27 protein-coding genes and 1 tRNA gene are annotated in these 26,306 nt (G+C 57.0%); 23 read left to right on the top strand and 5 right to left on the bottom strand.

Going from position 1 to position 26,306, the window contains the following annotated elements:
• Positions 1-213 precede the first annotated feature (213 nt).
• The 21 genes from J0909_RS05235 to J0909_RS05135 all read left to right on the top strand — a co-directional run bounded on the left by J0909_RS05235 (position 214) and on the right by J0909_RS05135 (position 19,781).
• Positions 214-921: a hypothetical protein gene (locus tag J0909_RS05235; protein ID WP_207261059.1), complete on the top strand. Its 708-nt coding sequence runs from the start codon at positions 214-216 to the stop codon at positions 919-921.
• A gap of 334 nt (positions 922-1,255) precedes the next feature.
• A complete protein-coding gene (gene fabG / locus J0909_RS05230) occupies positions 1,256-1,972 on the top strand; it encodes a 3-oxoacyl-ACP reductase FabG (protein ID WP_207261057.1) in 717 nt (238 codons plus the stop codon).
• Positions 1,953-3,200, top strand: coding sequence for a beta-ketoacyl-[acyl-carrier-protein] synthase family protein (locus J0909_RS05225; RefSeq protein WP_353616738.1), 1,248 nt, complete (start codon positions 1,953-1,955; stop codon positions 3,198-3,200). The genes fabG and J0909_RS05225 overlap by 20 nt, the downstream gene beginning before the upstream one ends.
• Entirely contained in the window at positions 3,200-4,687 is a 1,488-nt protein-coding gene (locus J0909_RS05220; RefSeq protein WP_207261055.1) for a phytoene desaturase family protein, read from the top strand. The genes J0909_RS05225 and J0909_RS05220 overlap by 1 nt, the downstream gene beginning before the upstream one ends.
• Positions 4,684-5,910, top strand: coding sequence for a beta-ketoacyl-[acyl-carrier-protein] synthase family protein (locus tag J0909_RS05215; RefSeq protein WP_353616737.1), 1,227 nt, complete (start codon positions 4,684-4,686; stop codon positions 5,908-5,910). The genes J0909_RS05220 and J0909_RS05215 overlap by 4 nt, the downstream gene beginning before the upstream one ends.
• Entirely contained in the window at positions 5,903-6,160 is a 258-nt protein-coding gene (locus J0909_RS05210) for an acyl carrier protein (RefSeq protein ID WP_207261054.1), read from the top strand. Before J0909_RS05215 ends, J0909_RS05210 begins: the two co-directional genes overlap by 8 nt.
• Before the next feature lie 20 nt (positions 6,161-6,180).
• Complete coding sequence (locus J0909_RS05205; RefSeq protein ID WP_207261052.1) at positions 6,181-6,645, top strand: Sbal_3080 family lipoprotein; 465 nt, start codon at positions 6,181-6,183, stop codon at positions 6,643-6,645.
• On the top strand, positions 6,645-7,403 hold the full coding sequence (locus J0909_RS05200; RefSeq protein WP_207261050.1) for a lysophospholipid acyltransferase family protein: 759 nt from the start codon (positions 6,645-6,647) through the stop codon (positions 7,401-7,403). The genes J0909_RS05205 and J0909_RS05200 overlap by 1 nt, the downstream gene beginning before the upstream one ends.
• Before the next feature lie 25 nt (positions 7,404-7,428).
• Complete coding sequence (locus J0909_RS05195; protein WP_207261048.1) at positions 7,429-7,830, top strand: hypothetical protein; 402 nt, start codon at positions 7,429-7,431, stop codon at positions 7,828-7,830.
• Positions 7,831-7,953: 123 nt separating this feature from the next.
• Entirely contained in the window at positions 7,954-8,394 is a 441-nt protein-coding gene (locus tag J0909_RS05190) for a hotdog family protein (RefSeq protein ID WP_502757429.1), read from the top strand.
• Positions 8,391-9,020, top strand: a complete 630-nt coding sequence (locus J0909_RS05185; protein WP_207261045.1) for a LolA family protein — start codon at positions 8,391-8,393, stop codon at positions 9,018-9,020. Before J0909_RS05190 ends, J0909_RS05185 begins: the two co-directional genes overlap by 4 nt.
• A 26-nt stretch (positions 9,021-9,046) precedes the next feature.
• Complete coding sequence (locus J0909_RS05180; RefSeq protein WP_207261043.1) at positions 9,047-11,380, top strand: MMPL family transporter; 2,334 nt, start codon at positions 9,047-9,049, stop codon at positions 11,378-11,380.
• A 634-nt stretch (positions 11,381-12,014) separates the two neighbouring features.
• Positions 12,015-12,401, top strand: coding sequence for an ApeI family dehydratase (locus J0909_RS05175; protein WP_207261041.1), 387 nt, complete (start codon positions 12,015-12,017; stop codon positions 12,399-12,401).
• Positions 12,398-12,859 carry an acyl-CoA thioesterase gene (locus J0909_RS05170; protein WP_207261039.1) on the top strand — a complete coding sequence of 154 codons (462 nt, stop codon included), beginning with the start codon at positions 12,398-12,400 and terminating at the stop codon, positions 12,857-12,859. Before J0909_RS05175 ends, J0909_RS05170 begins: the two co-directional genes overlap by 4 nt.
• On the top strand, positions 12,859-14,238 hold the full coding sequence (locus tag J0909_RS05165) for a lipid biosynthesis B12-binding/radical SAM protein (RefSeq protein ID WP_207261037.1): 1,380 nt from the start codon (positions 12,859-12,861) through the stop codon (positions 14,236-14,238). The genes J0909_RS05170 and J0909_RS05165 overlap by 1 nt, the downstream gene beginning before the upstream one ends.
• A complete protein-coding gene (locus J0909_RS05160) occupies positions 14,235-15,404 on the top strand; it encodes a DUF2062 domain-containing protein (RefSeq protein WP_207261034.1) in 1,170 nt (389 codons plus the stop codon). The genes J0909_RS05165 and J0909_RS05160 overlap by 4 nt, the downstream gene beginning before the upstream one ends.
• The gene (locus J0909_RS05155; protein WP_207261032.1) at positions 15,401-16,306 is read left to right on the top strand and encodes an LpxL/LpxP family acyltransferase; all 906 of its coding nucleotides are present in this window, start codon (positions 15,401-15,403) and stop codon (positions 16,304-16,306) included. Before J0909_RS05160 ends, J0909_RS05155 begins: the two co-directional genes overlap by 4 nt.
• Positions 16,307-16,311: 5 nt before the next feature.
• On the top strand, positions 16,312-16,563 hold the full coding sequence (locus tag J0909_RS05150; RefSeq protein ID WP_207261030.1) for a phosphopantetheine-binding protein: 252 nt from the start codon (positions 16,312-16,314) through the stop codon (positions 16,561-16,563).
• A 1-nt stretch (position 16,564) separates the two neighbouring features.
• A complete protein-coding gene (locus tag J0909_RS05145) occupies positions 16,565-17,752 on the top strand; it encodes a beta-ketoacyl-[acyl-carrier-protein] synthase family protein (RefSeq protein ID WP_207261028.1) in 1,188 nt (395 codons plus the stop codon).
• Positions 17,749-18,606, top strand: a complete 858-nt coding sequence (locus J0909_RS05140) for a beta-ketoacyl synthase chain length factor (RefSeq protein WP_207261026.1) — start codon at positions 17,749-17,751, stop codon at positions 18,604-18,606. The genes J0909_RS05145 and J0909_RS05140 overlap by 4 nt, the downstream gene beginning before the upstream one ends.
• Positions 18,607-18,611: 5 nt before the next feature.
• Positions 18,612-19,781, top strand: a complete 1,170-nt coding sequence (locus tag J0909_RS05135) for an AMP-binding protein (RefSeq protein WP_207261024.1) — start codon at positions 18,612-18,614, stop codon at positions 19,779-19,781.
• Between the two features lie 379 nt (positions 19,782-20,160).
• Here the strand turns inward: J0909_RS05135 and J0909_RS05130 are convergent, their stop codons facing one another.
• The 5 genes from J0909_RS05130 to J0909_RS05110 form a co-directional block, all read right to left on the bottom strand.
• Positions 20,161-20,769: a hypothetical protein gene (locus J0909_RS05130; RefSeq protein ID WP_207261022.1), complete on the bottom strand. Its 609-nt coding sequence runs from the start codon at positions 20,767-20,769 to the stop codon at positions 20,161-20,163.
• Between the two features lie 289 nt (positions 20,770-21,058).
• Complete coding sequence (locus J0909_RS05125) at positions 21,059-21,922, bottom strand: hypothetical protein (RefSeq protein ID WP_207261021.1); 864 nt, start codon at positions 21,920-21,922, stop codon at positions 21,059-21,061.
• Between the two features lie 14 nt (positions 21,923-21,936).
• Positions 21,937-22,314, bottom strand: a complete 378-nt coding sequence (locus J0909_RS05120; RefSeq protein WP_207261019.1) for a hypothetical protein — start codon at positions 22,312-22,314, stop codon at positions 21,937-21,939.
• A gap of 8 nt (positions 22,315-22,322) precedes the next feature.
• Positions 22,323-22,649 (bottom strand): hypothetical protein, encoded by a 327-nt coding sequence (locus tag J0909_RS05115; RefSeq protein WP_207261017.1) that lies wholly within the window; start codon positions 22,647-22,649, stop codon positions 22,323-22,325.
• A gap of 320 nt (positions 22,650-22,969) precedes the next feature.
• Positions 22,970-23,046: transfer RNA gene (locus J0909_RS05110), tRNA-Pro, on the bottom strand.
• A 239-nt stretch (positions 23,047-23,285) separates the two neighbouring features.
• Between J0909_RS05110 and J0909_RS05105 the strand changes: the two genes are divergently transcribed.
• Both J0909_RS05105 and J0909_RS05100 read left to right on the top strand, forming a co-directional pair.
• Positions 23,286-24,332, top strand: coding sequence for a protein-glutamate methylesterase/protein-glutamine glutaminase (locus tag J0909_RS05105; RefSeq protein ID WP_207261015.1), 1,047 nt, complete (start codon positions 23,286-23,288; stop codon positions 24,330-24,332).
• A gap of 38 nt (positions 24,333-24,370) precedes the next feature.
• A complete protein-coding gene (locus tag J0909_RS05100) occupies positions 24,371-26,302 on the top strand; it encodes a HEAT repeat domain-containing protein (protein WP_207261013.1) in 1,932 nt (643 codons plus the stop codon).
• Positions 26,303-26,306: the final 4 nt, after the last annotated feature.

Here is a 26,306-nt window from a genome sequence, read left to right as displayed (position 1 = left end):
ATCTCGATTTTTGGCCCCCTGATGGGGGCCTTTTTTCTCTTTCATCAGCCAAAAAGATGCGGAAGTCCGCAAAATCCACTGGCGCTCACGGGTTTTTCCGAATCAAGAAAATATCTCTTCGGATGCCCTAAAAACTTGACTTTCGCGCTCGTAGTGTGAAATATTCACACTGCCAGCGGCGGCGAGGACCGCCACAAAATAAGGAGATTGAGAATGAGGAATGAGAACGAAAAGACGAACAACGAAGCCGCAAAGCACGCTATTGCCGAAATGGTTAGCCGCTTTGAGCCGGAATCGGCCATCGATTGCATTGTCCGCGACAACCTGGCTGGTGGCACCGAGAGCGAGGACATTTTCCTCCAGGTTGACTGGCGTGACGGCGAAATCGACGTCGTGACCCGCGGCCACCACGAGAGGGGGAGTTGCTCCAGAGACGTCTGGAACAATCTTGTGGGAGAATACGGGGTGTGCAACATGGCCGACGCATACAGCCTTGCCTACTGGATCGACAAGAACATGGAAATGCTTGGCCGTGTCCGTGCCTGCTTCGAGGAGTCGTGGAACGGCAACAACTGGGTCGGTGGGTTTGACTTTGACGGGGACCTCGAGGCTGGAGATTTCTTCGATGAGCTGACAGACGGGATTTTCGACGTTGATGTCGCGGAGGCCGACATCATAACCGCAGACGAGTATTTCGCCGACTCGTTTAAGGTCATGGACGGCGCGTTGCACACCACCTTTGGTGATACCCGTGACTACACGCTGGACGACCTTGGTGACGATCCCGTATCCGCCCTGACGAGCCTGATGGGTGACGTCCTTGACGACCGAGGTTGCGGCAGTGACGGCTATATCGTTGTTGATACCAGAGACTACGCCAGGGAGCTGGTCGACGAGCTTGTCGACGCTAACAACGATTAATCGGTCCATAAGCATTGGCGGTCCAGATGCCGCCAAGGGAAGGCCCCTCACAGGGGCTTTTTCATTTTACTTATTTCCTTCTTTCTTGAAGCGAGTTTTCAATGAGCGAAATCGAAGAAACTGACGGTTGCGGCGATACCGTCAACGCCGCACAGATTGCGGTAATTCTGTAGGCGGTCTGGGCCTAACTCTATGAGTTCTTCGGCGACTCACGGGAGAAGAAAGCAAATCACAACATGACATTCCCCGCTCGCATGTTCGCTAATATGCAATTGACGGGTTACTTGTTTGCCGATATGAATAAAGATTCAGTTTCTTAAGAGGGCAAATAATTATGATAGCTTTTGTTACCGGCGCAAGTAAGGGGATCGGCGCAGCTACTGCCGTGAAGCTTGCCGAAGCTGGTTTTGATATTTGGTTGAACTACCGAAGCGATACTTCGGCAGCCCAAAAAGTCGCAGAACAGATAGTGGGGTTGGGGCGTCAATGCACCTTGCTACAGTTTGATGTAACTGCCCATGAGGCCGTAGAAAATATTCTTGCTCCGATGCTGGAGCGGGAAGTCCCCTTTGCACTAGTCAACAATGCCGGATTCGCTAAAGACGGGCTGATGATGCTCATGAGTCCTGCGGCTTGGGAAGATGTGTTGCGGGTGCACCTGAATGGTTTTTTTTACGTGACCCAGGCTGTGGTTACGAAGATGTTGCGCAAGCGTCAGGGGCGCATCGTCAATATTGCCTCTACCTCAGGCGAGACGGGCGTTCCCGGCCAGACGAACTACTCAGCGGCGAAGGCCGGACTCATCGGTGCGACCAGATCGCTTGCCATGGAAGTCGCCAAACGAAATATTCTCGTCAATGCCGTCGCTCCCGGCTTCATTGACACCGCCATGCTCGATGGCCTGCCCAAAGAGGAAATCGTTGGTCGAATCCCGTTGGGACGGATGGGTAGGCCGGACGAAGTGGCCGATGTCGTGACCTTTTTGTGTTCGCCCCAAGCTACGTACGTCACGGGGCAGGTCCTTTCCGTCAATGGTGGTATCTACACCTAACTTCATTTTATATATGTTTGAAGTCGTTATCACAGGGATCGGAATTGTTTCCGTCTTGGGCCATTCCGTGGACTCGGTTGCGGAGGCCTTGCATTCCGGCCGTTCCGGCATTGTTGCGGATCCTCTTCGTACCGAACTGGGATTTGCCAGTCCGCTGACGGGGCAGATTAGGGATTTTGATCCAGCCGCACGACTTTCGCGCAAGCAGCGCAAGACCATGACCCTGCACGCCATTCATGCCCATGCTGCGACTATGGATGCTCTGGAAATGTCCGGCTTGCACCCCGACGACTGGGCCAATGACCAGACCGGGATTGTCTTCGGCTGTGATTCGAGTTGCCTGGCCGCCCTTGAGCAGGAAGCATTGTTGCGAGAGCGAGGGGACACCGGACTGCTCGGCAGTGGAGTCATCTTCCGTTCCATGACTTCCAATGTCACCATGAATCTCAATTCCCTGCTGGGAACCAAAGGGGCGGCCTGGACCTTGAGTTCCGCCTGTTCCAGCGGCGGAAATGCCGTGGGGCAGGGCGTTGCCCTGATTGCCGCCGGGTTGCAGGAACGCGTCATCTGCGGCGGTGCGCAGGAAATTAATTGGCAATCCATGTGCAGTTTCGACGGGCTAGGCTCCTTTGCTGCGGATCCAGGCAACCCTGCAAAGGGCAGCCGACCGTTTTCGCAGGATAGGGATGGACTGGTCCCCAGCGGCGGTGCTGCCGCAATTGTGCTGGAGCGGCGTGATCTGGCAGAGGCTCGCGGTGCGAAAATCTTAGGACGGGTGGCAGGCTACGGTTTTTCCTCGGACGGTGAGCATCTTTCCGTCCCCAGCGATACGGGGCTTTGTCGGGCGGGCCGCATGGCGTTACAGGGTGCGGGGCTTGTTCCCGGAGAGATCGACTACGTTTGTGCGCATGCCACGGCGACGCCGACGGGGGATCGCGCCGAGGTCGCCAATCTCCGCGCTTTGTTTGCGGAGTGCACTCCGGCCATTTCTTCTACCAAATCCATGACTGGCCATGAGTTGTGGATGTCGGGTGCCAGCCAGGTCGTCTACTGCACGCTCATGGCGCGGGACGGATTTCTTGCCCCGAACATCAACCTGGACACGCTCATGCCCGAGGCGGAAGGACTTGATGTCATCCTGGACGTTCGGGAAACAACGCCCCGGAACGTGCTGTGTAATTCTGCCGGGTTCGGCGGTACCAACTCTTGCCTCGTTCTGAGGTTCTGATGCCTCGGTTCGATCACATCGTTGTCGGCGGTGGCATATCCGGTATGACGGCAGCCTTGCTGCTGGCCCAGAGCGGTGCCCGGATTGCCTTGGTAGAGGCGTTTCCCCGCCTTTCGCCAACGGTGCGGGGCTTCCGTCGGGGAGGTGTCCAGTTCGACACAGGGTTGCATTACGTGGGCGGGTTGGGAGACGGGCACCCGTTGGACGTGTATTTCAAGCACCTCGGCATTGCGCCGCTTATTGGGAAGAAGCCGTACAGACTTGAGGGTTTTGACCGCTTTGTGGCGGAGCCTTCCGGGCGCAGCTATGCTGTCCCGTCAGGATTCGAGGCCTGCAAGGCGTATCTGACCCGTTGTTTTCCTGCCGAAACGGTTGCTATCGAGCGCTATCTTGATGCTGTCGACCGGAACATTGCTGCTTCTCCTTTTCTCAATTTTACGCGTCCCTTTGATTTGAATGGAACGCTGCATGGTGAAACTACGACACTGCGGACATTTCTCGACGAGCTGACGGACAACGAGGAACTCAAGGCGGTCCTGAGCTTTCATACCCTGCTCTATGGCGTTCCGCCCGAGGACGCGCTTTTTTCGACTCATGCCCTGGTCGCCGGGTCCTACTTGCTTTCAACTCACGGTGTGGAAGGGGGCGGTCATGCTCTAGTGCGTGCATTTGAAACGCGACTGGCCGAGGCTGGGGTCGACGTTTTTCTCGGTCACAGTGTCCGTTCCGTGGAGATTGATGCGGAACGCCGGGTGACAGGCGTCGTTCTGGACGATGGGCGGGAGTTCGCCGCGCCGTCCTGCCTGTGGACCGCTCACCCTCGCGGTTTGATTGAAGCAACGCCAGACGCGGCCTTTCGTCCAGCTTTCAAAAAACGGCTGGCTCTGCTGGAGGACACCGCTTCAGCACTCATGCTTTTCGGCGTCAGTGAAGCGCTCATCCCCAGTCTTGACGGGCAGAATGTCATACTTTGGCCAGGGCGCTCGCTGTCGGATGACCTGAAAGGGGGGTTGCCGGTTCAGGAAAGCATGATTTTCCTTTCTGCTTCCGAGGATCCGGGATCGGGGAAGATGGGGGTGACCGCGATTGTCTCTCAGGCTTTTTCCCCATTTGCCCCGTGGGCGGATTCCCTTCCTGCGTCCCGGCCCGAGGACTACCGGCAGCGTAAAGCCGAACTGCTGCACTCTTTCGAGCGGGAGGTCTTTCGTAGGATGCCGGAACTTTCGGAGACCGTACGTTTTGTCCAGGGGGCTACGCCGCTGACGTTCCGAGACTTTTGCGCCGCGCCTTCGGGCAGCCTGTATGGGCTCTGCCATTCCATCAATCAGTTTAATCCTGCTCCGGTAACCAAGGTGGAGGGGCTTACCCTGGCCGGGCAAGGAATCGTTGCACCCGGCATTCTGGGGGCAGTCATTTCCGCCTATCTGACCTGCGGGATCATTCTGGGCCATGAATCTCTTCACTCCGAACTGAGGCAATACGCATGAGACGAGTCGTCATAACGGGAATGGGAGCCGTATCTCCCTTTGGCACAGGAGTGGAATCCTTGATGCGCGGGCTTGCGGCCGGAGAGAGTGGTGTCCGTCCTATGGCGGCACTACGCGAGATTTCGGGGTTGGTTCCGACCATTGCCGGGACCGTGCCGGACTGCGACGAAAAATCCATTCCCAGAAAATTTCGGCGTTCCATGTCGCCGATGTCCATCTATGCCGCGCTGGCCGCCCGGGAAGCCGTTGCCATGGCAGGGCTTGACGAAGCGATGTTGACCGATGCCGGGACCGGACTGTGCCTGGGTTCTACTGTGGGCAGTGTTCAGGCCATGCAGGCCTTTTTCGCCCGCTATCTGGACGGCCTGAGCATTGAAGGCACCAAGGCGACGGAATTTTTCAAGATAATGAATCATAGCTGCGCCACCAATCTGGCCCAGTTCTTCGGAATTACGGGGCGGGTTGTCGCGCCCTCGGCAGCTTGCTCCACCGGTTGCCAGTCCATCGGCCTTGCGGCGGAGGCTGTGGCCATAGGTCGGCAGGAGGTCATGCTGTGCGGCGGGGCGGACGAACTCCATCCGCTGACCGTCGGCACCTTTGACGTTATCGAGGCCGCTTCTACTGGGTACAATGAGGTGCCGGAGCAGACGCCGCGCCCCTTTGATCGGGATCGCGACGGCATTGTCTGTGCGGAGGGGGCCGGTTTGCTGGTTCTGGAGTCTCTGGATCATGCCTTGGCTCGCAATGCGACTATCCTTGCTGAGATATTGGGATTTGCCTCTACTTCGGATCCGTCAAACCTGGCCAGCCCCAGCGATGAGGCCATAGCCAGGTGCATGTCGCGAGCCTTGGACGATGCGGGGGTGTCTCCGGCCGAAGTGGACTACGTCAATGCCCACGCCACGGGTACCCGGCTTGGCGATGCTGCCGAGAGTGCGGCAATCGCTTCGCTGCTTGGAGCTGGACCTAAGGTGAGCAGCCTCAAGGGACACCTTGGGCACACGATGGCTGCCAGCGGTGGTGTTGAAACAATTGCTACTATTTCAATGATGAATAATGGACTTGTGTTCCCTACAAGAAACTTGATAGACATTGCGCCGGACTGTGTCGGACTGTCGCACGTCCTTGAAACTGAAAAATGGCCGATAACCACAGCCCTGAAGAACAGCTTTGCGCTGGGTGGTATTAATACTTCAATTGTTTTGCGGAGATATGATGACTGACGAGGAAGTTACAGCACGCATCGACGAACTGCTCGTCGAGGAATTCGAACTTGACCCGGCTGCGATGAGCCCCGAGGCCAAGTTCAAGGACGATTTGGATCTTGACAGCCTGGATGCCGTCGATATGGTTGTGGTCCTGGAGCAGGCGTTCCACTTCAAGATCAAAAAGGACGAGGCGTTTCAATCCATCCGGACTCTGGGAGATCTCCATGCCTTTGTTTTGGAAAAGAAAAAAACTTTGACCGACTAAACCCATTGGGGGGACTATCCATGCGTAAATGCGGCCTTCTCCTTTTTCTTTTCATTCTTCTGGCAATGGCAGGCTGTGGTAAATTCGACGTTATCAATGACCCCGCAGAAGGGATCAGCCAGGCCAAAAAAATCTGTATCATTAAGAATACGGAGACCCGTGAGGGGTTCATTGTCGCCATGGAGCATTGGCTCGACAAGGAAGGAATTGCTTATCGGGTCCTTCCGGCGGGCTCGCATGTAGGGGATGCGGAATGGACGTTGACTTACTACGGCTTGTGGTCCTGGGATCTCGCCCTGTTTCTCTCTGATGCTGAAATCAACGCTTTTCACAACAAGGAAATGGTTGGTCGTGTCAAGTTGCGGGTAGGACAATGGGATGCCCATAAATTCGAAAAGGGTGAGAAGCGCATTTATAATTTGATGGATATGCTTTTTGCAAAAATCGATCGTTACCCATCGCCTTCCTCGAATAAAAAAGAGTAATGTCTGAGAGTAAGATCGGTCGTTTTTTTGCTGACATCAAGGTCAATGCAGGAGTCTACGGACTGACACTCCTGTGGACAGTACTTTGTGTTTTGCTTCTACCGATTTGGTGGTGCCTTTTCCGCCTGGGGCGGGGGATGCCGCTGCATCAAACCGCAAGAAAAATAATCTGGCTGTACGGTCGAGTATGGGTGCGCCTGATAGGGGGTGTTGTGTCGGTATGCATGGAGTCTGCTGCACCACCGACGCCCTGTGTGCTGGTAGCCAACCATGCTTCGTTTTTCGATATGTTCTTCATGGGGGCGCAGCCGGAGTGGAATATCTGTTTTGCGGTTCGCAACTGGCCGTTTCGTATTCCATGGTATGCGCCGTTCATGCGGGCTGCCGGGTATATTCGGACGGAAGGGCGCGCACTGGAGGATGTTCTTCAACAGTCGAAGGACACACTGGAAAGCGGTGCTTCACTCTTGTTTTTCCCTGAAGGAACCCGATCGGCGGATGGGAAATTGCATCGTTTTCACTCCGGTGCCTTTCGTATAGCTGTGGAAACCGGCGTCCCTGTGGTTCCTCTATGCTTTTCCGGCACGCATGCCTTACTTCCCAAGGGAAACATGCTCATACAGCCAGCAAAAGTAATAGTGCGCTTGCTTCCGCCGGTGTATCCCGATAACTACAGGCAAACGGCTTGCGGACATCTTGAGATGAAGAAAGACGTCAAGGCTTTGATGTCCCAAGCGCTTGTTGCCATGGAAACATAGACAGTTTTTACAAGGAGCTAAGGTGATGAAACGTACCCGTTTGATTTTAATTTTCTGTGCACTGGCGGCAGTCCTGCTGTTGGTCTCCTGCCGCACCGCCCCAATCTACAATATCAATGACGCAGCCATCCCGCAGGCCGCACAAGGTCCCATGACAATGCAACAGGTACAAAATGCCATTGTTAAAGCCGGTACAGGGCTCGGCTGGAACATGCGTGTGATCAAACCCGGTCTTATCGAGGCGACTCTGAATATCCGAGCGCACCAGGCTGTTGTCGATATCACTTATGACCAGCAAGACTACAGCATCAATTACAAAAGCAGCATCAATCTCAAATACAACGGGACTAAAATCCATAGTAACTACAACGGATGGATCCAGAATCTCAGCCAGGCCATCAACAATAACTTGGCGGTCATGCAATAGTGTTTATCGGCCTGCGGAGAATCTTCTCCGCAGGCCTTCGGTCCATCCTGCGATAGCTTCCTACATCATCTCTGCGCCAACACGAGGGGGCCTCGATCCCACACGGTGCGCCTCCTTTTAATTATGGAATCCATGATGCATCTACCTGTACCCGCCGCAACACTTATCCCCCATCGGGGTGCCATGCTGCTTGTGGACATTCTTGTCGCCTCGGAGCAGGGGGCCGGGCGTGTCGAGACGACACTTCCCGGTGATGGGCCCGCCGCAGGTGAGGGAGGTACGATTTCTCCGCTCGTGTTCGTGGAGTTGCTGGCCCAGACCTATGCTGCCATTCGAGGATGGGAGCTGGCGGCAGCAGGTCTGCCTATCCCGGGGGGCTATCTGGTGGGTGTCCAGCGGTTTGTCGTTCAGGGCCGTGCCCGTGGCGGAGAGAAACTAGTCGTCGATGTCGAGACCGTTGGTGAATTCGAAGGGTTTTATGTGGTGGAAGGCCGGATTTCGCAGGGTGGCGACGTGGTCGCAACCGGCAACATCAAACTCTGGATACCCCCGGCGGCGAGATGATACAGCGGTTTGTTTTTCTTTTTTCCCTTCTTCTGCCGGTCATGGCCTACGGGGCCGATGCTGTTCCTAATCAGTCGCTGTTGAATGGAATGCAGGCAAGGGCTGCGTCGGTCGTCAGCATCCGAAGCAATTTTACCGAGGAAAAGCACCTCAAGATGTTTGACAGTGTGCTTGTTTCCAAGGGCGTTTTCGCCTTTCGCCGCCCCGACTCGCTTCGCTGGGAATACACCTCCCCGTTCCGGTCGGGTTTTCTTCTCTCCGGCGGCAATGGGGTGGAGTGGGATGATACCTCGGATGCAGTCCGAGAAGTGTCTGTCCATTCGTCGCCGCTTGTCGCCATGATCGCACAGCAGATCATGGCCTGGACGACCTTTGACATCTCATGGCTCGAAGAACGGTATCTTATCCGTCAGGTCAGTGCGCATCCGCTGGTTCTTGAACTGCATCCTCGGAGTGAGCTTGCCAAGGAGTTCCTTGCCAATCTGGTCATCACGTTCGCCGAGGATGGGGTGGTTCTCCACTCCCTGGAGTTGCATGAGACTGACGGCGACTTTACCCGCATCTCCTTTGACCAGTCTCAGCTCAATACCTCGTTGCCGGATACAACGTTTACCTCGGTCCAATGAGACATGGCAATGGCCCGCAGCGGGCAATGGGCTTTTCCGGAAAAAGGCGGTGGGCGCCGGTTCTCCTGACGTTGGCGATTATGGCGGCGTGTCTTACTTTGTTCGCAGTCACTCCGGTCAGGACCGATATTCGCGCCATGTTGCCGGTGGGCGAGCAGGGGATGCTGGCCCGAGATTTTGATCGGCTTACCCATTCCAGTCTGGCCAATAACGTCTTCATTTCTCTCCATGCCGCTCCGGAAGTGAGTCGTGCAAAGCTTATTCAGAGTGCAGAGCAAATGATTGATGCTTTAGCCGGTCATGGACTTGCTTTTGTGTGTCCGTCGTCCGTCAATCCCTTGCGGGCCATGACATTTCTTCTGGATAACTCGGTGAACCTGATGACAGCGGCCGACCTTGATGCCGTGAAGCCTCAGTTGAAGCCGGAGGCGGTGCGGACCGCTTTGTCTCGGGACGTGCGGCTACTGGCCAAACCGCAGGGCATCGCCCTGAAATCCCTCGTCCGTCGGGACCCGCTTGGGTGGCGTAGCCGCTTGGGGGCGCGGTTGAAGCATTTGGCCGGATTCACTGAAGCCCATGTGGAAAACGGCCATATTTTCAGTAAGGACCGCCGTTCGATTCTGTTGACGGCCAAGCCGGAAACGCGTCTCACCGATGCTGATGGTGCTGCTCGACTCGTAGCGGAATTTCAGTCTGTGAAGCGGGCGCTACCGTCCGGCATTACGGCCGATATGGTGGGCGGCCAGGTACATACCAACGCCAACGCTTCGGTCATCAAGCAGGATCTTGTCGTCATTTCCGTTGCTGCTGCGGCATTCCTTGTCCTGCTCTTTTTTCTCTTTTTCCGTTCACGGCGGGCGCTCAGCGTTTTTGCCGCACCGCTGGTAGCCATGGCAGCGGGCTTGGGCGGGGCGGCGTTGTTCGGCCAGACCGTCTCGGCCATCGTCATCGGTTTCGGTTCGGTGCTGGTCGGCATATCCATTGATTTTGCCATGCATGTATACTTTGCCATGCGTCGGCAGCCGGAGCGTCCGGCTTTGGCCGTCCATGCCGTGGCCCGGCCTGTCATTTATTGCGCGTTGACTTCCTGTGCGGCATTTGGAGCCTTATTTTTATCCGATATCCCCGGCATTCGACAGTTGGCGGTCTTTGCCATTGCCGGGCTGGTCGCTTCGGTGTTGTTTTCGCTGCTGGTATTGCCGGCTTTTGGTGCCGGAGCGTTGCCTGAGAGACGGAAGCGGAGCATTCCCCTGCCGTCCCTGCCGGTTGTCGTAACCTTGCCGCTCTGGGGCGCTTTGCTCCTTGGTTGTTTGTGGTGCGCACTGCCGACCTCCCTGGACCCGGATCTGCGCAGTGTCGGCTACCGGCCTGCATCCGTCCGTGACGCCGAGGCACGTTTTACTGCCGTCTGGGGAGATATGCGGAGCCGTGGGGTGGTCTTTGCCGAGGGCCGTTCTGTTGAAACGGCCCTGTCCGCCAACGATAAAGTATATGACGCCTTGCGTGCGGACCTGCCTGATGTCGCGGCTTCTAGCCTGGCTCCGTTGGTTCCCTCCAGGGGGACCCAGAAGGGCAACCGTGCTCGGTGGGACGCATTTTGGGCTAGAGGGCGAAGAGAGCATACGATTGAAGTCCTTCTTGCGGAGGCGGGGGATCTGGGCTTTTCCTCCGTGGCGTTCACGCCTTTTCTCCAGGGGCTGAACAGGATGCCGGAACCGATTACTCCGCATTCTCTTGATCAGGGCTCTTTGGGATTTCTTCGGGATATTTTTATGCCGGATTTAGGGTTGGACAAAGCCACCGTGTTGACCTTTCTCCCTGATTCGGAGCAGGTTCGAGCGTATTTTTCCCCGGAAAGAGAACAGAAACTTGGCGTCCGGTTGGTTTCCAACGGTCGGTTCAAGGCCATGCTGGAGTCGGCCATGAAGACGGATATCAGGAGTTTCATCTCCTTTTCCGGTCTGTGCGTCGTTCTGTTGATTTTTCTTTTGTATCGTAACGTTCGCCGGTCGTTGCTGGCTGTTCTTCCCGCTGTTACCGGTGTGGCGGCCGTTTTTGGCGGTCTGGGACTGACGGGAACACCGCTTAATTTGTTCCACATCACGGCTCTGCCGCTTGTTATCGGACTTGGGGCCGACTATGGCATCGTTCAGGTCAATCGAGAGCATGAGTCTCTGGACCTGGATACCACAACGGCCGTCCTCGCCTCCGGGGTGACCACGCTGGCCGGATTCGGGGTGCTTATTTTAGCCAGCCATCCCTCGCTGCACGCCATGGGAATCACCGTGGTGCTCGGTGTTGGAGTTGCATTGGCCACAGCCCTGCTGTTGCTCCCCAACCTGCTGCGGAGGGCGGAATGAATCGTTTTATACCCCTTATGCTTGTTCTGCTTCTCGCGGCCGGGTGCGTCCGACCGACGCCTCCTGCTGTGCCAATGGTATGTCCTCCGCTCAAAACGCAGTGGTACGACAATGGGGACGTCTATCGACTGCGTCACAGTGGCGTGCTCCGCATCGGCGAAACGGTCCTGCCTCTTTCGGGGTTTATGGTGCTGGATACAGTACATCACCGTGCCAAGGTAGCCGTCCTCACCGGCCTGGGGATGACGCTCGCCTCGTTGGATGTGGAGGAGGGGCGCTGGACTGCCCTCTCTGCAAGCCCGGTGGCGCGGCATATTCCCCATTTTTTGGATCAGTGTGCCCTGTCCATACGGCGCATGTTCCTCACTGGATTCCCGACGGCTTCGTCGTCGTGTGCCGTTGGCGATGGCCAGCCCCGGTGGCTAGTCGGGCAGGGAGAAGATCGGTGTGAGGTTTTCCTGGGACCGTCTGCCGGTGAGCTGACTAAGCGGGCAGCCAAGGGGCGGCGTCGCTGGTCGGTGTCATATAGGGGGCAAGGTACAGAAAGATCGCTTTCCCTGCCGGAGGAAATCGTTTATGCCGATCCGGGCCGACGGGTAGTCGTTACGTTGAAACTTAAAGAAGCATCCTTACAATGATCTCGCTCGAAACCGCTGTGCGGGCCGCAGGTAGCCCTCTTCACCTTACTGAGAACGGTTTTGAAAAAACGTTTGTTTTTCCGCCGGATTTTGTCGGTTTTGATGGCCATTTCCCCGGCGCGCCTATTCTGCCCGCCGTGGTCCAGCTTATGGCGGGTGCTCAGGCTGCGGCGGAGGCTCTGTCCCAACTTCGGGCCGGACACTACACCGTCTCCGGTGTGATGCGGGCCAAATTCCTCAAACCGGTTGAACCGGATGAACAACTGGTGGTTACGGGAACGCTGACCGAAGATGGGGCCGCGCCGTATGCCGTGGTGCGTATACTTTCCGGCGAGGATGCCGTCTCTCATTTTCGTGTGACTTTCAGCGAGGTGAAGCCATGAGCAGAAATGCGTATTTCAAGGCCGTTAAGGACGCCCCGGCTCCATTGCGTGACGAGGTGGAACGCCGGGTTCGTTTCGAGGAGGTAGATCCCCTCGGCATTGTCTGGCATGGTCGCTATCCCAGTTATTTTGAGGACGGTCGGGTCAGCCACGGTCATCGTTACGGCATCGGTTACCTGGACTTCCACGCGCACAGGGTGACCGCCCCGGTCAAACAGATGCATGTGGACTATATTCTGCCACTCGCCTTTGGCGATACCGTACGAATCGAAACCCTACTGCACTATAACGAAGCGGCACGACTCAATTATGAGTTCATCATCCGCAATGCGGCCGGGGAAGTAACCACGACCGGGTATACCGTGCAACTTTTTGTGGATGCCGAGCGTGAACTGATGCTGACGCCGCCTGATTTCTACACGGCATTTCTGGCACAATGGTCGGGCGGACAACTCTGATGGCCCGGGTGCTGCTCATATCAACCAATACAACCACGGAACCCTACCCGGTCTATCCGCTTGGCATGTCTGTGATAGCGGCGGCGCTGGAGCGGGATGGACATACCGTGCGTCAGTTCGATTTTTTGGCTGCGGGAAAGGAACTTGAACCACTGGCTGCGGTCTTGACCGAGTTTCAGCCGGATTTGACCGGTATTTCCCTGCGCAATATCGACAACGTGGATTCTCTTTCTTTTGCTGAAAACTGGTATCTGAGCCATGTCCGGGAAGTCGCCCATTTCTTGAAGCAGGATGGATATACCGTGGTCGTCGGAGGCTCCGGATTCTCCCTTATGCCGGAGATTATTCTCGATTACCTGGGAGCGGATTTCGGTGTCGTGGGCGAGGGGGAACAAAAGATGCGGCGGCTGGTGCATATGTTGGAAGCCGGGGATGTGCCGCCTCGGGTCATGAAGCCGGAAAAGGGCCTTGGATCGAAGGAAATGATTACTCCTGTTCGCGATGAAGCCATTCTGGATTTTTACATGAAGCAGAGCTGCATCGCCAGCGTGCAGACCAAACGGGGGTGTGAGAACCGTTGCGCGTATTGCTCCTATCCGTCCATCGAGGGCGGGTGGTTGCGGCCGCGAGCCGTTGCTGATGTGGTGGATGAGATAGAAACGCTGTACCTGCGAAACGGTGTGGATTCTGTTTTCTTCACCGACTCCGTGTTCAACGACTCGCACGGCTACTACCTTGAGTTGGCCGAAGCCTTGGTTCGGAAGCAGTTACCCATCAAGTGGAGTGGCTTTTTTCAGCCTACTTCTGTGGATGCGACGACACTGGACCTGCTTAAACGCTCCGGCCTGCACGCCATGGAGGTGGGGACGGACGCGGCCACGGACGAGACGTTGGAGGCGATGAACAAGCCGTTCTCCTTTGCGGATGTTCGCGAGTTTAACGCTGCTTGTGTTGCGGCGCGCATTCCCTGCGCTCACTTCGTCATTTTCGGCGGGCCGGGAGAGACGCTGGAGACTGCCCGGCAGGGCATCGCCAACCTCAATGCCCTGGAGCATTGTGTTGTTTTTCCCTTTTCCGGCATTCGACTATATCGAGGGACACCGCTCTATGCCCAGGCCCGGCGAGAGAGGCTGGTGGACCCTGCCGACACACTGCTTGAGCCAAAGTTTTATTTTTCTCCCTTCGTAGACCCGGCCCAACTCAATGAGATGCTCAAAAAGGGTTTTGCTGGACGTCGGGACCGTATCTTTCCTCCCTCGGACGGGCAGGAGCGAATGAACGTTCTGCGTCGGTTTGGCTATCGCGGCCTGCTGTGGGATACCCTTATCTCCTTTCCCAAGGAATCGGCTGCGCCGCCTCTCTATGGGGTTTCATCATGATTGATATCCTTGTCGTCATACCTGTCTATAACCATGGCCAAACGTTGCGTCAGGTGGTCGAGCAGGTCCTTGATATCTTTCCCGACGTACTGGTGGTGGACGACGGCAGCACGGATGGCGGGATCGAGACATTGGTCGGGCTCCCGGTCCGGTTGGTGCAGCACGATACGAACCGAGGCAAAGGCCAGGCCATCCTGACTGCGGCGGAAGAGGCACGTCGTCTCGGCAAGACGCATATCATCACCCTGGACGCCGACGGGCAGCACTTTCCTTCGGACATCCCGGCTTTTCTGGCGGCGATACAGGAAGATCCCCGGGCCGTCGTGGTCGGTGCCCGTGATTTTAGCGGCGAAAATATTCCGGGTGCATCGGTGTTCGGGCGGCGTTTTTCCAATTTTTGGCTGCGTGTGCAGACCGGGGTCTGTCTTTCCGATGTCCAATGCGGGTTCCGGGCTTATCCCTTGGCTATATTCGGTGCCGTCACTTTGAATGAGCGCCGTTTTGCCTTTGAGGTGGAAGTGCTGGTCCGGTCGGCCTGGGCAGGCTATCCATTGAAGGACGTAGATATTCACGTCCATTATCCCAAGTCGGGGGAGCGGATTTCCCATTTCCGCGCTCTGCGAGATAATGTGGAGATATCCCTGCTCAATACCCGGTTGACGGCACGTTCCTTCCTTCCTGTTCCGCACCGTCGGTACACCGAGGACAAGACCGGACGGGTCAGCCCTGTCCACCCCATGAAATCTCTGCGCTTGTTGCTCGAAAAGAACGAAACACCATGGCAACTTGCGCTGGCGGCAGGACTGGGGATGCTGCTCGGCACATTGCCCCTCATCGGTCTGCATTGCCTCGCCATCGTCTTTGTCCTTGGCTATTTCCGGCTCAGCAAAATCATGGGGCTGGCCGTGAGCCAGCTTTGTATTCCTCCTTTTGTCCCGGCGTTGTGCGTGGAGGCCGGGTACTATCTTCGGCATGGACAGTTCTTGACCGACATCTCCATGCAGACGCTTGGTGACGAGGCGCTGGAGCGTATCTGGGAATACGTCCTCGGCACGTTGGTACTTGGCCCGGCCTTTGGTCTGTTGACCGGGGTTGTCGTCTACGGGTTGGCCAGGATAGTCCGTTCCCGGCTCATCCGAGATCGGGTGGAGGAGTCCCTTCAGTGAGTGCTCGCAGATCGGTATGGTCCAGTGCGAGTCTGGCGTCGGGGTTTGCGCACCGGCTTTTCTACCATGCAATCCAGCTGGCAGGGCGGCCGTTGGCCTATGCCATGCTTTTTTTTGTCGTGGTCTTTTACACATTGCGTCCCGATGTTCGGAAGCGGTCCCGTGACTATCGTCTGCGGCGGTTCGGCAAGCGGTCGTTCGTGCAATCCCTGCTGGATTGTTTCCGGCTTCAGTTGGAGTTCGGCAAAATGCTGGTGGACCGAGCCGTTATGGGCATCACTGGGGATTTCGAAATGACGGCCACTGCCGAGGACCGGGAGCGGATGACGGAACTCGCCGGTATGGGGCGGGGATTGGTGCTGGTGACCGGGCATGTGGGCTGCTGGCAGTTAGGCATGTCTTTTCTCGACCATATCGATGCCCCCAAGGCGGTTGTCATGTACCGGGATGTTCGGGATGTGGACCGGCACTATTTCGAATTTGGAGAGTCCGGAGGACCGTCGTTCGATATCATTGACCCGACGTCTCCCATGGGCGGAACGCTGCAAATGCTTGAAGTGCTCAAGCGGGGCGGCGTGCTTTGCGTCATGGGTGACAGGCCGTTTGGCAGTGACCGGGGGACGGTCGGTGTGGAGTTCCTCGGCGGCACGGTGCGGATGCCCATAGGGGCATTCAAGCTGGCTTCTTCGCTCCAGGTTCCCGTGGTGGTGACCTTTTCCTGCCGTACGGGTTCCGGGTGTGGACGAATATGGGTTTCAAAGGTAATTGACCTCCCCGAACGTCTGGGGCGGGAGCCGGAAGCATACAGGCCGTATGCCCAGATGTTAGCGGACGGACTTGGGGAATTTGTCGAAACATATCCTTGGCAGTTCTATAATTTCTTCAACATGTGGGACGAGTGATTCGGATGGATCTCAGAGAAAAAATCAAGACGGTTTTGGTAAGGGAACTCGATCTTGTGGATATTGACCCGGCCACCATCGAGGACGATGCACCGCTGTTTGGCGACGAAGGACTTGGGTTGGATTCCCTGGACGCGGTGGAGCTCGTGGTGCTGGTTCAGAAGTTTTTCGATACCGAGATTCAGAACGCTGAGGAGGGAATGGAAGCCCTGCAGTCGGTGGAGAGTCTGGCTCGGTTTATCGAGAACGAGGGATAAGATGCTTGGCGAGGTGGCTATTCTGGGGGCGGGTTGCATCTGTGCGGCCGGTCCCACGCTTGATGCCTGTCTGGAGACCATGCTGGCCGGGAAGGGAGAGCCGGCTGCGCCTACGCATTTTATCTGTGAGCAGGCCGTCACCTATCCCGTTTTCGAGGTGCCCCAGAAGTGGGTAGATTCATCGAGTATATCTGCAGGGCGTTCCGCAAATTTACTGCATATGGCCGTTCATGATGCGTTGGATGGGGTGCCTGACGTCTTGAGCGTGCAAAACGAACTTCGGGTCGGGGTGTGCATCGGCACCTCGGTTGGCGCGTCGCTCGACTTCTTAGATTTTTATCGCAGCTGGAAAGCCGGTAAGAAACCGCAGCTGGCTCCCATCCTGCATTACCTGGCTGGGAATCTGGCCGAGGGGCTAGCTGTTCATTACGATCTGAGCGGTCCCTGCCAGACTGTGACCAATGCCTGTACTTCCGGTGCAGACGCCATCGGCATCGCCGCAGCCTGGATTCGTGCCGGTTGGTGCGACGTGGCCATCGCTGGAGGTGCGGATGCCTTGAGCGAAATTTCCTACAACGGTTTTGCCCGGCTCATGAATACCAGCCCGGAACCCTGCCGACCGTTCGATAAAGACCGTAGGGGGCTTAATTTGGGCGAGGGCGCAGGTGTGTTGCTCCTCGCCTCTACCAATGTGGCAGAGCGCTTTGGAGCCCCCCGGAGAGGCCGTGTGGCGGGCTATGGAACCTGCGGTGATGCCTACAACCTGACGGCTCCGCATCCCGAGGCTCGGGGGCTGTTACAGGCTCTGGATACGGCCCTGGGGCAGGCCAGGATAACCTGCGAGGATGTGGCCTGTGTCAACGTGCACGGAACCGGCACCAAGGCCAACGATTTGGTGGAGGGGCACGTCTTGCGCGATCGTTTCAGTCAATCTCTTGTTTTTGCGACAAAGGGGTTCACCGGGCATACGTTGGGGGCTGCCGGGGCCATGGAGGCTGCCTTCACTCTGGCCTGTCTGGAGCGTGGAGTGCTGCCGCCAAGCAAGGGGTTTGGCGAACCCGATCCGGCTATCGGCCTTTCTCCGGTAGCCTGTCCAACCGCTTTCTCGGGGCGATTCGGTTTGAGCCAGTCACTGGCTTTCGGCGGCAATAATTCCGTCCTCATATTGGAGAAGGAGGACCGGCGATGAAGCTCTCCATCCACGGGGTTGGTCTGGCTGCTCCCATCGGCGACGGTGCGTTGGTCCGCCAAGCCTTGGACGGCAAGGACGTGCCGCTGCCTGCGGCGTACGAGACTCCGACCGAGGCACTGGCCGAGTATGTCCCGGCCCGCAAGTTGCGGCGCATGGACCATTTTACCCGCATGACTTTGCTGGCGGCTTACCGTGCTTTGGAGGCTGCCGATACACTGTCCGTACTTCCCGACCGTATGGGGATCGTGCTCGGTACCGGTTACGGGCCGTCCCGGACGACGTTTGATTTTCAGGACTCCCTCATTGACGATGGGCCGGCGTTGGCTTCACCGCTCGCCTTTTCCCTTTCCGTTCATAACATCCCGGCGGGAGTGCTTTCCATGTTGTTGGATTACCCCTGTCCGCAGACAACACTCTGCCAGTTGCGGGGAGCTGTTCAGGCCGGAATCCAGACAGCGGCACTCTGGTTGGCGGAAGGTCGGGTTGATACCATCCTTTTGGGCTTTACCGACGAGACTACGCCGCTTCTTGAAGCCAACACCGAACGTTTGAACGCCGCTGAGGGGCGTTTGGATGCACCGCCGGTGGGTGAGGGCAGTGCCTTTTTCCTCTTGGCCGAGGCTGGGGGATTCGCCTCGCTGGAAATTGAGGCTCGTCCGGAAAATTTCAAAGCCGATACGGTCGTTATTGACCAGGGAGAATTCGGCACGTGTGACCTGACGGATCTCTGGGGAAAGAGTCCGACTTCCTGTGGCCTGGAGCTTGCCGCTGCGGCGTTGGGCGCCAGGGAACAAGAGCTGAAGACCGCCTGTCGGGAGGGTGACGTCTGGTTCAGCGTAACCGGAGAATAGATCTTATGCGCGCCATCAATCTTCAACTTGCAGATATCCGTGAAATAATTTCCAGCGTTCTTTTGGCTCATTTATCCTATGATGCCTGCATGCGCCTTGCGCCGGGCGGTTCGCTCAGTCCGGAGTTTGTTCCGACGTGCGATGCCGTGGACGACCTGGAGGGTGTGGGCGATATCATCGCCCACATGTTTCATGCGAAGCCCCCGGCAAACATCGGAGCGATTTCCCTGGAGGCGTGGGCGGAAAGTGTTTACCAGCAGTGGCTTGCTGCCGGTGACCGCATGACATTTTTTACCTCCGGAAGCACCAATGAGCCCAAGCCTGCGACACATGATTTTGGCGAACATGTTCAGGAAGTCGAGAATCTGGCCCTGCTTTTTCAAGACAGGAAACGGATTGTCTGTTTTGTGCCACGCCATCATATTTACGGCTTTCTCTTTTCCATTCTACTCCCGCGTGTCATGGGCCTTGAGGTCCGGTGGGTGGTGCCGTTGCCCACGCCTGGGCTGGCCCGTTCGTTGCGAGATGGAGACCTCATGGTGGCCTTTCCTCTTTTGTGGGGCAAGCTCGCCGAGATGGGCGTGCATTTCCATGCAGATGTGCACGGCGTCACGTCCACCGGGCCGTGTCCAGCAAAGACCATTGAAATGGTCAAGGCGAACGGATTGCCTTTGATGTATGAGATTTACGGATCATCGGAGACCGGCGGTGTGGGCTACCGCACCGACCATCTGGGGTGCTACACACTGTTGGACCACTGGACCCGGACCGACGACGATGCTGTTCTGGCCCGGAAAACGGAAGGTGGCGGTGCGACGGAGTGTCTTCTACAGGATCTGCTTGATTGGTACGGTCCTGCGACTTTTACTCCCCGTCGACGCAAGGACTGTGCTGTGCAGGTGGCGGGCGTCAACGTCTATCCTGCCAGGGTGCGGGAGGTGCTTTTGGACCATCCCTTGGTTGAAAAATGCGCGGTACGTCTCATGCGATCTGACGAGGGGACGCGGCTCAAGGCGTTTATCGTGCCCTACGGTTCGGGCCAGGATATAGGTGTCCTAAAGTTGGAATTGCAAAAATGGTCCAAGGCGCATCTTTCAAGATACGAACGGCCAGCGTCCTGGACCTTTGGTAAACACATCCCCGTGAACGGGTTGGGCAAAGAAAGGGACTGGTAGCCTGTTCATTGTAAACAAGTCCATCAGTGAATACAGAGATGAAACGACATCGAACCGGTTGATTGGAAAATCATACTCTTCTATCAATTCAGTCAAAGCTCTTCAGGGAGACTTTCATCGACTCAGTTTGACAGAGGTGTTCTGTGGCGGTCAAACCCTGTTAGGACAGGGATGAAGGCATTTTGGGGGGGATGGAAGCAAGATGGAATCGGAAAACAGAAAGACCGAGAAGTTCCTGGCCCATAAATTGTTTGGGGGCTCACCTTGAGGGTTATCAATATTTCTAGCAAAAGAGAAAGCCTCTTGATTCTCAAGAGAAATTGTTAAATCAAATCGAAACGACTTTTTCTCTTTGGTTGGACCTTGTCCTTCCTTCTTCTTATTCGCTTGCCACAAAATTCAACACCTTTCGGACATATTTTTCGCCATGGATTCGAATCTCTTCTCGAAAGTTTGAGATCAAACGCGCGTCTTCTGGCAACAACTGCACAACCCCCTCCACCTTGATCGTCGCAAAGTGCGTGACGCTTTCCGACGTCTTGACGGCGGCGTCCAGAGGCCAAAGATTCGCGTCACTGAAATCATTGTCTGCGGGAAGTGGGTTAGGTTCTGGAACGATTCCGACGACCGCCGTCACCGTCCTAAAACCATTGCGCAACACGATTGAGATCCCAGCCTGGACGACCGTTCCGGGAGCGAGGCGTACGGTTTGCGCTCCGGTTGCAAGATCGCCTTTCTGGCACGTATCGTTGACGAGGGGGCGGCTACGGCCGGACAGAACGACGCCGTTGTGCTTGCTTACGTACGATTGGCCATGGACGACGCACATCCAGGTCTTAACTTCATCGACATCCGGCAGCCAGTCCTTCTCTCGGCCTCGGCCGTCAAGGAACCTGACATCCGGTCGAACAGTGACAGGCACAAGGCGGTCGGTGGAGGTATTCGGTGTCCCGAAAGTATTTCTGATCGTTTCCCTGTTCAGTTCCATCTTTTTCTCTCCTTGTTTTTGCGGGGTTCAGCTACATCTCATGACTAAATAGTTCCACATCAAATATTAATATTTCAAGTAGTTGCTCTGGATATGTTATTCGCTAAAGTCGATTGCGAAAACCCCTGGCGCTGACAGGTTTTTGTCGATTTGGAAATGGCCAAATGCTGTAACACGAAAAAAAATATTTTATGCGCATGGAAAATTGGAAGAAAAAAGGTTGGAAGAAGATGGAAAAAAAAGGCCCCCGAAGTGGGGGCCTAAAGGAGGGCTGACGGCTTGACGGGAATCAGTCGTCGGCTTTGTGTGAATTATTGGGCTTGTTGTCGGGGTCGCGAACGTGTCGGACGACGAGGAAATCGAAAAACTGACTGCCGTGGCCATCGAGGCGGAATTGACCGACGAGGAGACGGAGGTGAGGGCAGCGTGGCGTTGTGTCGACTTCGTAGTGTGGCTCCCGGTCACGCAGATAACCACGGACTTTGACGGCAGTCCCGCAGTATACGCATCGTGTCTTGATCGTTGCTGGGCCGTCGTCGATGATCCGCTTGCGAACCTCGGTCATGTCGGGGAGGGAATCGCGACCTGACAACTCGAACCCTGCTCGGTAGATGGTTGCCGGCGTTACGATCGGCGATCGGAGGCATTTTTTTGCCAGGGCCTCGTAATGTTCGATCGCGTCGATCGAAGCGACTCGCCCTATATATTGGGAGATATGACGGCCGTGAACGGTCTCGTCGAGGAAGCATTGGCAAGACGCGTCGGTCGTCAAGACGGCCGGATGACCAAGATCGTAGCCGGGGAGGTCGTGCATATGGACGGTGCCGAACGACTGGAGGACGCGGAGTTTTTGCATCAGGTCGACGATATTCTGGCCGTCCCACAGCAAGTTTTGTGGGCGGATTCCGCCTGGGATCAGGCCATGGCTCTTGAGATCGTTAACTGCGTGGCCGAACTCGTTGACAGTCATCCCAGGTGTTGAGATCGTCAGGAATCCTGCACGGAGATTGATCTCTGATGCCATAGCTTCGGGGACGGAGAATAGCTCCGGCCATGAGCACAGAATCTCCTGTTGGTGTGCATCATTTTTGTCGATTTCACCGTTTTCAAGCGCACCGGTGCGGCGTGATTTTCGCGTCATTTTGTCTTCCATTTTCAACTCCACGGCTACAGATCATCGACCGCTTCGCGAAGCAAGTCTCCAAGACTTTTTTCACGCCTTCCAGCACCAGCAAACATTCGTTCTCCAGTAAAAATGTCGTAAACAACACCGCATTTTTCAGCCTTTATTACTGCATCTTTGTACGCTTGGACGATCCTTGCCGGTGCAGATTCTCTTGGGAACCAGTCTCCGAGTTGGAACGTCACGTAGTGCAATGTTCCACCATCCGCAATGAACTCGGCAACGACTTCACCGTTTTCCTCAAGATACAAGCAGATCCCGGAGAATATCTCGGATAACGAGTGCCTTGCATTCGTTGCGCTTCCGACAAGCTCGGAAAACTTTTTTTCGTCAAGAACGACGCCTTTTCTGCTGATTTCCACGACTCCCCCTAGCATTCACGGTTCATGACGATTTCGAGAAGAGCATCCTGGCTCTCGAATAGCTCGTCCCTTGACAGCGCTATCTCCGACGGCACCTGCGGATCCGTTGTGATCAACGCCGAAGTCGTACTGAACCCGGTAAAGACCCGTCCAACATGTCCACCGCTCTGACACCTGGAAATCTGGAGATGGTAAAAGACGGCCCCAGGAACCGCCACAAGCGTCTCGCTGATTACGAGATCGTCCACGGTTGGAAGCGCCTCGATCAGTGACCGCCGATCTTCGGCGGTGGCAATCCGTTCCACTTCCAATGCCAAAAAATCTGATATCCCCATCAACCCCCCCGTCGTTGCGGTTCACGGCCAGGACGGCCACGAATCGAAATCATAGCTCGATTCGTCGTGGCGTCAACAAGAGAAATGAAATAAAAATAGTAGGTTAGACTCTGGTGAGTCGGGGCGGATGGTTATGGACGGTTGCGGTGCCCAGACGGTGGCCAGGATAGCGGAGGACTCTGCACGCCTTGGCCTGAAAAAGAATGAATGGGTTGGAAGATGGGGCTGACCACGGGATATATCCGACGTGCTTGTCGGATAAAAGTGTAGGATAAAAGAAAAGGGCACTTACAACTGTTGTCGTAAGTGCCCGTAATCTCTGGTCGGGATGAGAGGATTTGAACCTCCGATCTCTGCGTCCCGAACGCAGCGCTCTACCAGACTGAGCCACATCCCGCTGTACGTGAGGAGTGGGTTTAGCCTAGGGAATTTAAAAAGGCAAGGCAAAATTTCATGTTGGGTCCAAGGTTGTGGACAAAGGGGCTAAAGCCCCTTAAAGTGGGAGATTGCAAGACAAAACAATACCCCGTCGAGGCGGGGCGGGATACTGTCGTATGATTGAGGCCGTTTTTCCCGCGGCAGAGGGGTCGCCCGGGCGGGGCGCACAGTGCGACGTTTTTCCAAGGAGTTGTATACGTGATCAAAGTTCTCGTTGTTGATGATTCCGCGTTCATGCGCAAGGCCATCAGCACGATGCTCGACAAAGACCCCGGCATTTCCGTGGTGGGTGTGGCGCGCAACGGTCGCGAAGGGTTGGACATGGTGCGCAAGCTCGATCCCGATGTCGTGACCATGGACATCGAGATGCCCGAGATGGACGGCCTGACCGCGTTGCGGCATATCATGATGGAATGCCCCCGCCCCGTGCTCATGGTCAGCTCGCTGACCACCGAAGGCGCGGAATCCACCCTGAAGGCTATGGAGCTCGGTGCCGTGGACTTCATCCCCAAGCAGCTTTCCAAGGTCTCCCTGGATATCATCAAAATCGAGCGTGACCTCATCGAGAAGGTCAAGACCGTGGCCGCACGCAAGATGCGCCACGTGGCCGCCCGGGCCGCGACCCGCAAGGCGCACAGGCCCGCGCTGTTGCCCCGGCGGGACGGCCGTCCCGTGCGCGACGTGGTGGCCATCGGCGTGTCCACCGGCGGCCCTCCCGTGGTCCAGAAAATCCTGTCCTCGCTGCCTGCCGATTTCCCGGCGGGCATCGTCATTGCCCAACACATGCCCGCGGCCTTCACCGGCCCGTTCGCGGCCCGGCTCGACAGCGTCAGCCAGATTTCTGTCAAAGAGGCCGAAAGCGGCGACGTGCTCAGGCCCGGCCATGCCTTCGTGGCCCCCGGGGGACGGCACATCATCCTCGACCAGAAAGTCAGCCGCATTGACGTGGTGGTCACGGACGAGCCCCGCGACGCCTTGTACAAACCTTCGGTCAACGTGCTTATCGGCTCGGTGGCCAAGGCGGTGGGCCGCCGGGGGCTCGGAGTCATCCTGACCGGCATGGGCAGCGACGGATGCGAGGGCATCCGCGCTCTCAAGGGGAAAGGGGGCCGGGCTCTGGCCCAGAGCGATTCCACCTGTGTGGTCTACGGCATGCCCAAGGCTGTGGTGGAAGAAAATCTGGTGGATGAAATCGTGGATCTCGACGACATGGCCGAATCCATCATGGCGAATTTATACAAATAACGAGCGACCCGCGAGAGAGAAGGGGGAGGTCTGACGATATGGCGGATTGTACCGATTATCTGGCTTTGCTGAGCAGTGACAACAAGGAAATCGTCCGGGAGAGCGCCTTCAGGGCCGGAGAGGACAATTGCGTCGAGGCCGTGCCCAAGCTGGCGGAACTGCTTAAGACCAACCATCTGGGCATCCAGGAGGCGGTGGACAGTTCTCTGCGCAAGATCGGCGGTCGGGAGACCGTGGCGGCGGTTATTCCGTTGCTGCGTTCCGACGAGGCTCCGGTGCGCAACCTGGCCATGGACATCCTGCGCGAGGTGGGCAACCAGGACATGCCCTCGCTTATCGCCCTGACCCAGGACGAAGACCCGGATATTCGAATTTTCGTGGCCGATATCCTCGGCTCCACCGGGAGCATCCTGGCGGTCCACCCCTTGTGCGAGGCACTGCTGAAGGATCCGGAAGTCAACGTCCGCTACCAGGCGGCCGTAAGCTTGGGCGAACTGGGCATGGAAGAGGCCACCCCCTGCCTGAACAAGGCCATCAACGACGAGGAGTGGGTCCAGTATTCCGTGATCGAGGCCCTGACCAAGATAGGGCACACCAGTTCGGTGGACGCTCTGGTCAAGGCCCTGGACGGGGCGTCCGACCTCGTCGCCTCCATGATCATCGATTCCCTGGGCGAAATGGGCAACGTCAAGGCCGTGACCATGCTGCTTCGGCGCATAGCCGATGCGCCCACCGCCTTGCGCAACAAGATCGTCAAAGCCATCGTCAAGATCCTCGGCGGCAAGTCCCTGACCCTGCTCAGCGACGACGAGCGTGAGCGGTTTCGCCGCTATCTGCTGGTGGCGCTGCAGGACGAGGACGAGGAGATTCAGGACGCCGCCATCCAGGGCTTGGCCTACGTGGGCGGTGAAGAGGCCTCGTCCGGCATCCTGAAGATCGCCGGACGGCTGGACCTTGACCGCGACCATGACCGCTTGCAGTCGATCATCGGCTTCCTGGCCCAGATCGGGCTGACCGAGGCACTCAAGGCGGGGCTTCTCGGCGAGGATCAGGATGTGGCCCGTGTGGCTGTGCAGGTCTTGTCCCAGATAGCTCCCGATACCTGTTCTCTGGAGGACTGCGTCTGCCAGGTGCTCATGGACGCCTTCTGGAAGGCCACTCTGCCTGTCCAGCGCCAGATTGTCGGCGTGGTGGCCACCAAGGGCGGGGAACAGGCCAAGGATTTCTTCATCAAGGTCCTCAACGAACATGAGGACGGCACCGTGCTCAAGAGCGCGGTCTATCTGCTCGGCGAGAAGCTTCGCCTGCCCAAGGTGGCGGACAGGATATTCCTGCTCATGGACCACCCGTACGACGATGTGAAAGAGGCGGCCTTGGAGGCGTGCATCGCCATCGACGGCCCGGCCGTGCAGTCCCGCTTCCAGGAGATGTTTCACAGCGCCGAACCCATCAAGCGGCTCATGGCCACCTACGCCCTGGGCAAGCTCGGGCCCATGGAGAATCTGGATATCCTGACCCAGGCCGTGGAGGACGAGGTCCCGGACATCCGCAAGGTGGCCATCGAGGCCCTGGCCGGGTCCGGCGGCGACGAGGCCATCTGGCGGCCCCTGGTCCTGCACCGGCTGGCCGACGAGAGCAAGGACGTGCGCTTGACGGTCATCGAGATCATGGGGCGGCACTATGACGAGGAGATGATCCCGCACCTCCTGCACGCCCTGGGTGACGAGGACGATTGGGTCAAGATCCGGGCCATGGACGCCCTGGGCGCGCACGGCACAACCGAGGCGGCACCGCTCATGATCGACATGCTGAATAACTCCAACCGGTTCGTGGTCATGAAAGCCATCGAAGCATTGGGGAATATCGGCGGCAGCGCAGCCTTCGCGGCCCTATTGGAAGTGACCAACAGCGACGAGTACGAGCTGGTCAGCGCCGCCGAGGAAGCCATTTCCAAAATACAGGACATGTAGGAGC

The organism is Desulfovibrio sp. Huiquan2017 (assembly GCF_017351175.1).
Taxonomy (GTDB): Bacteria; Desulfobacterota; Desulfovibrionia; order Desulfovibrionales; family Desulfovibrionaceae; genus Pseudodesulfovibrio.
The sequence above is the reverse complement of the archived record's forward strand: the minus strand, read 5'-3'. Positions and strand labels throughout refer to the sequence as shown.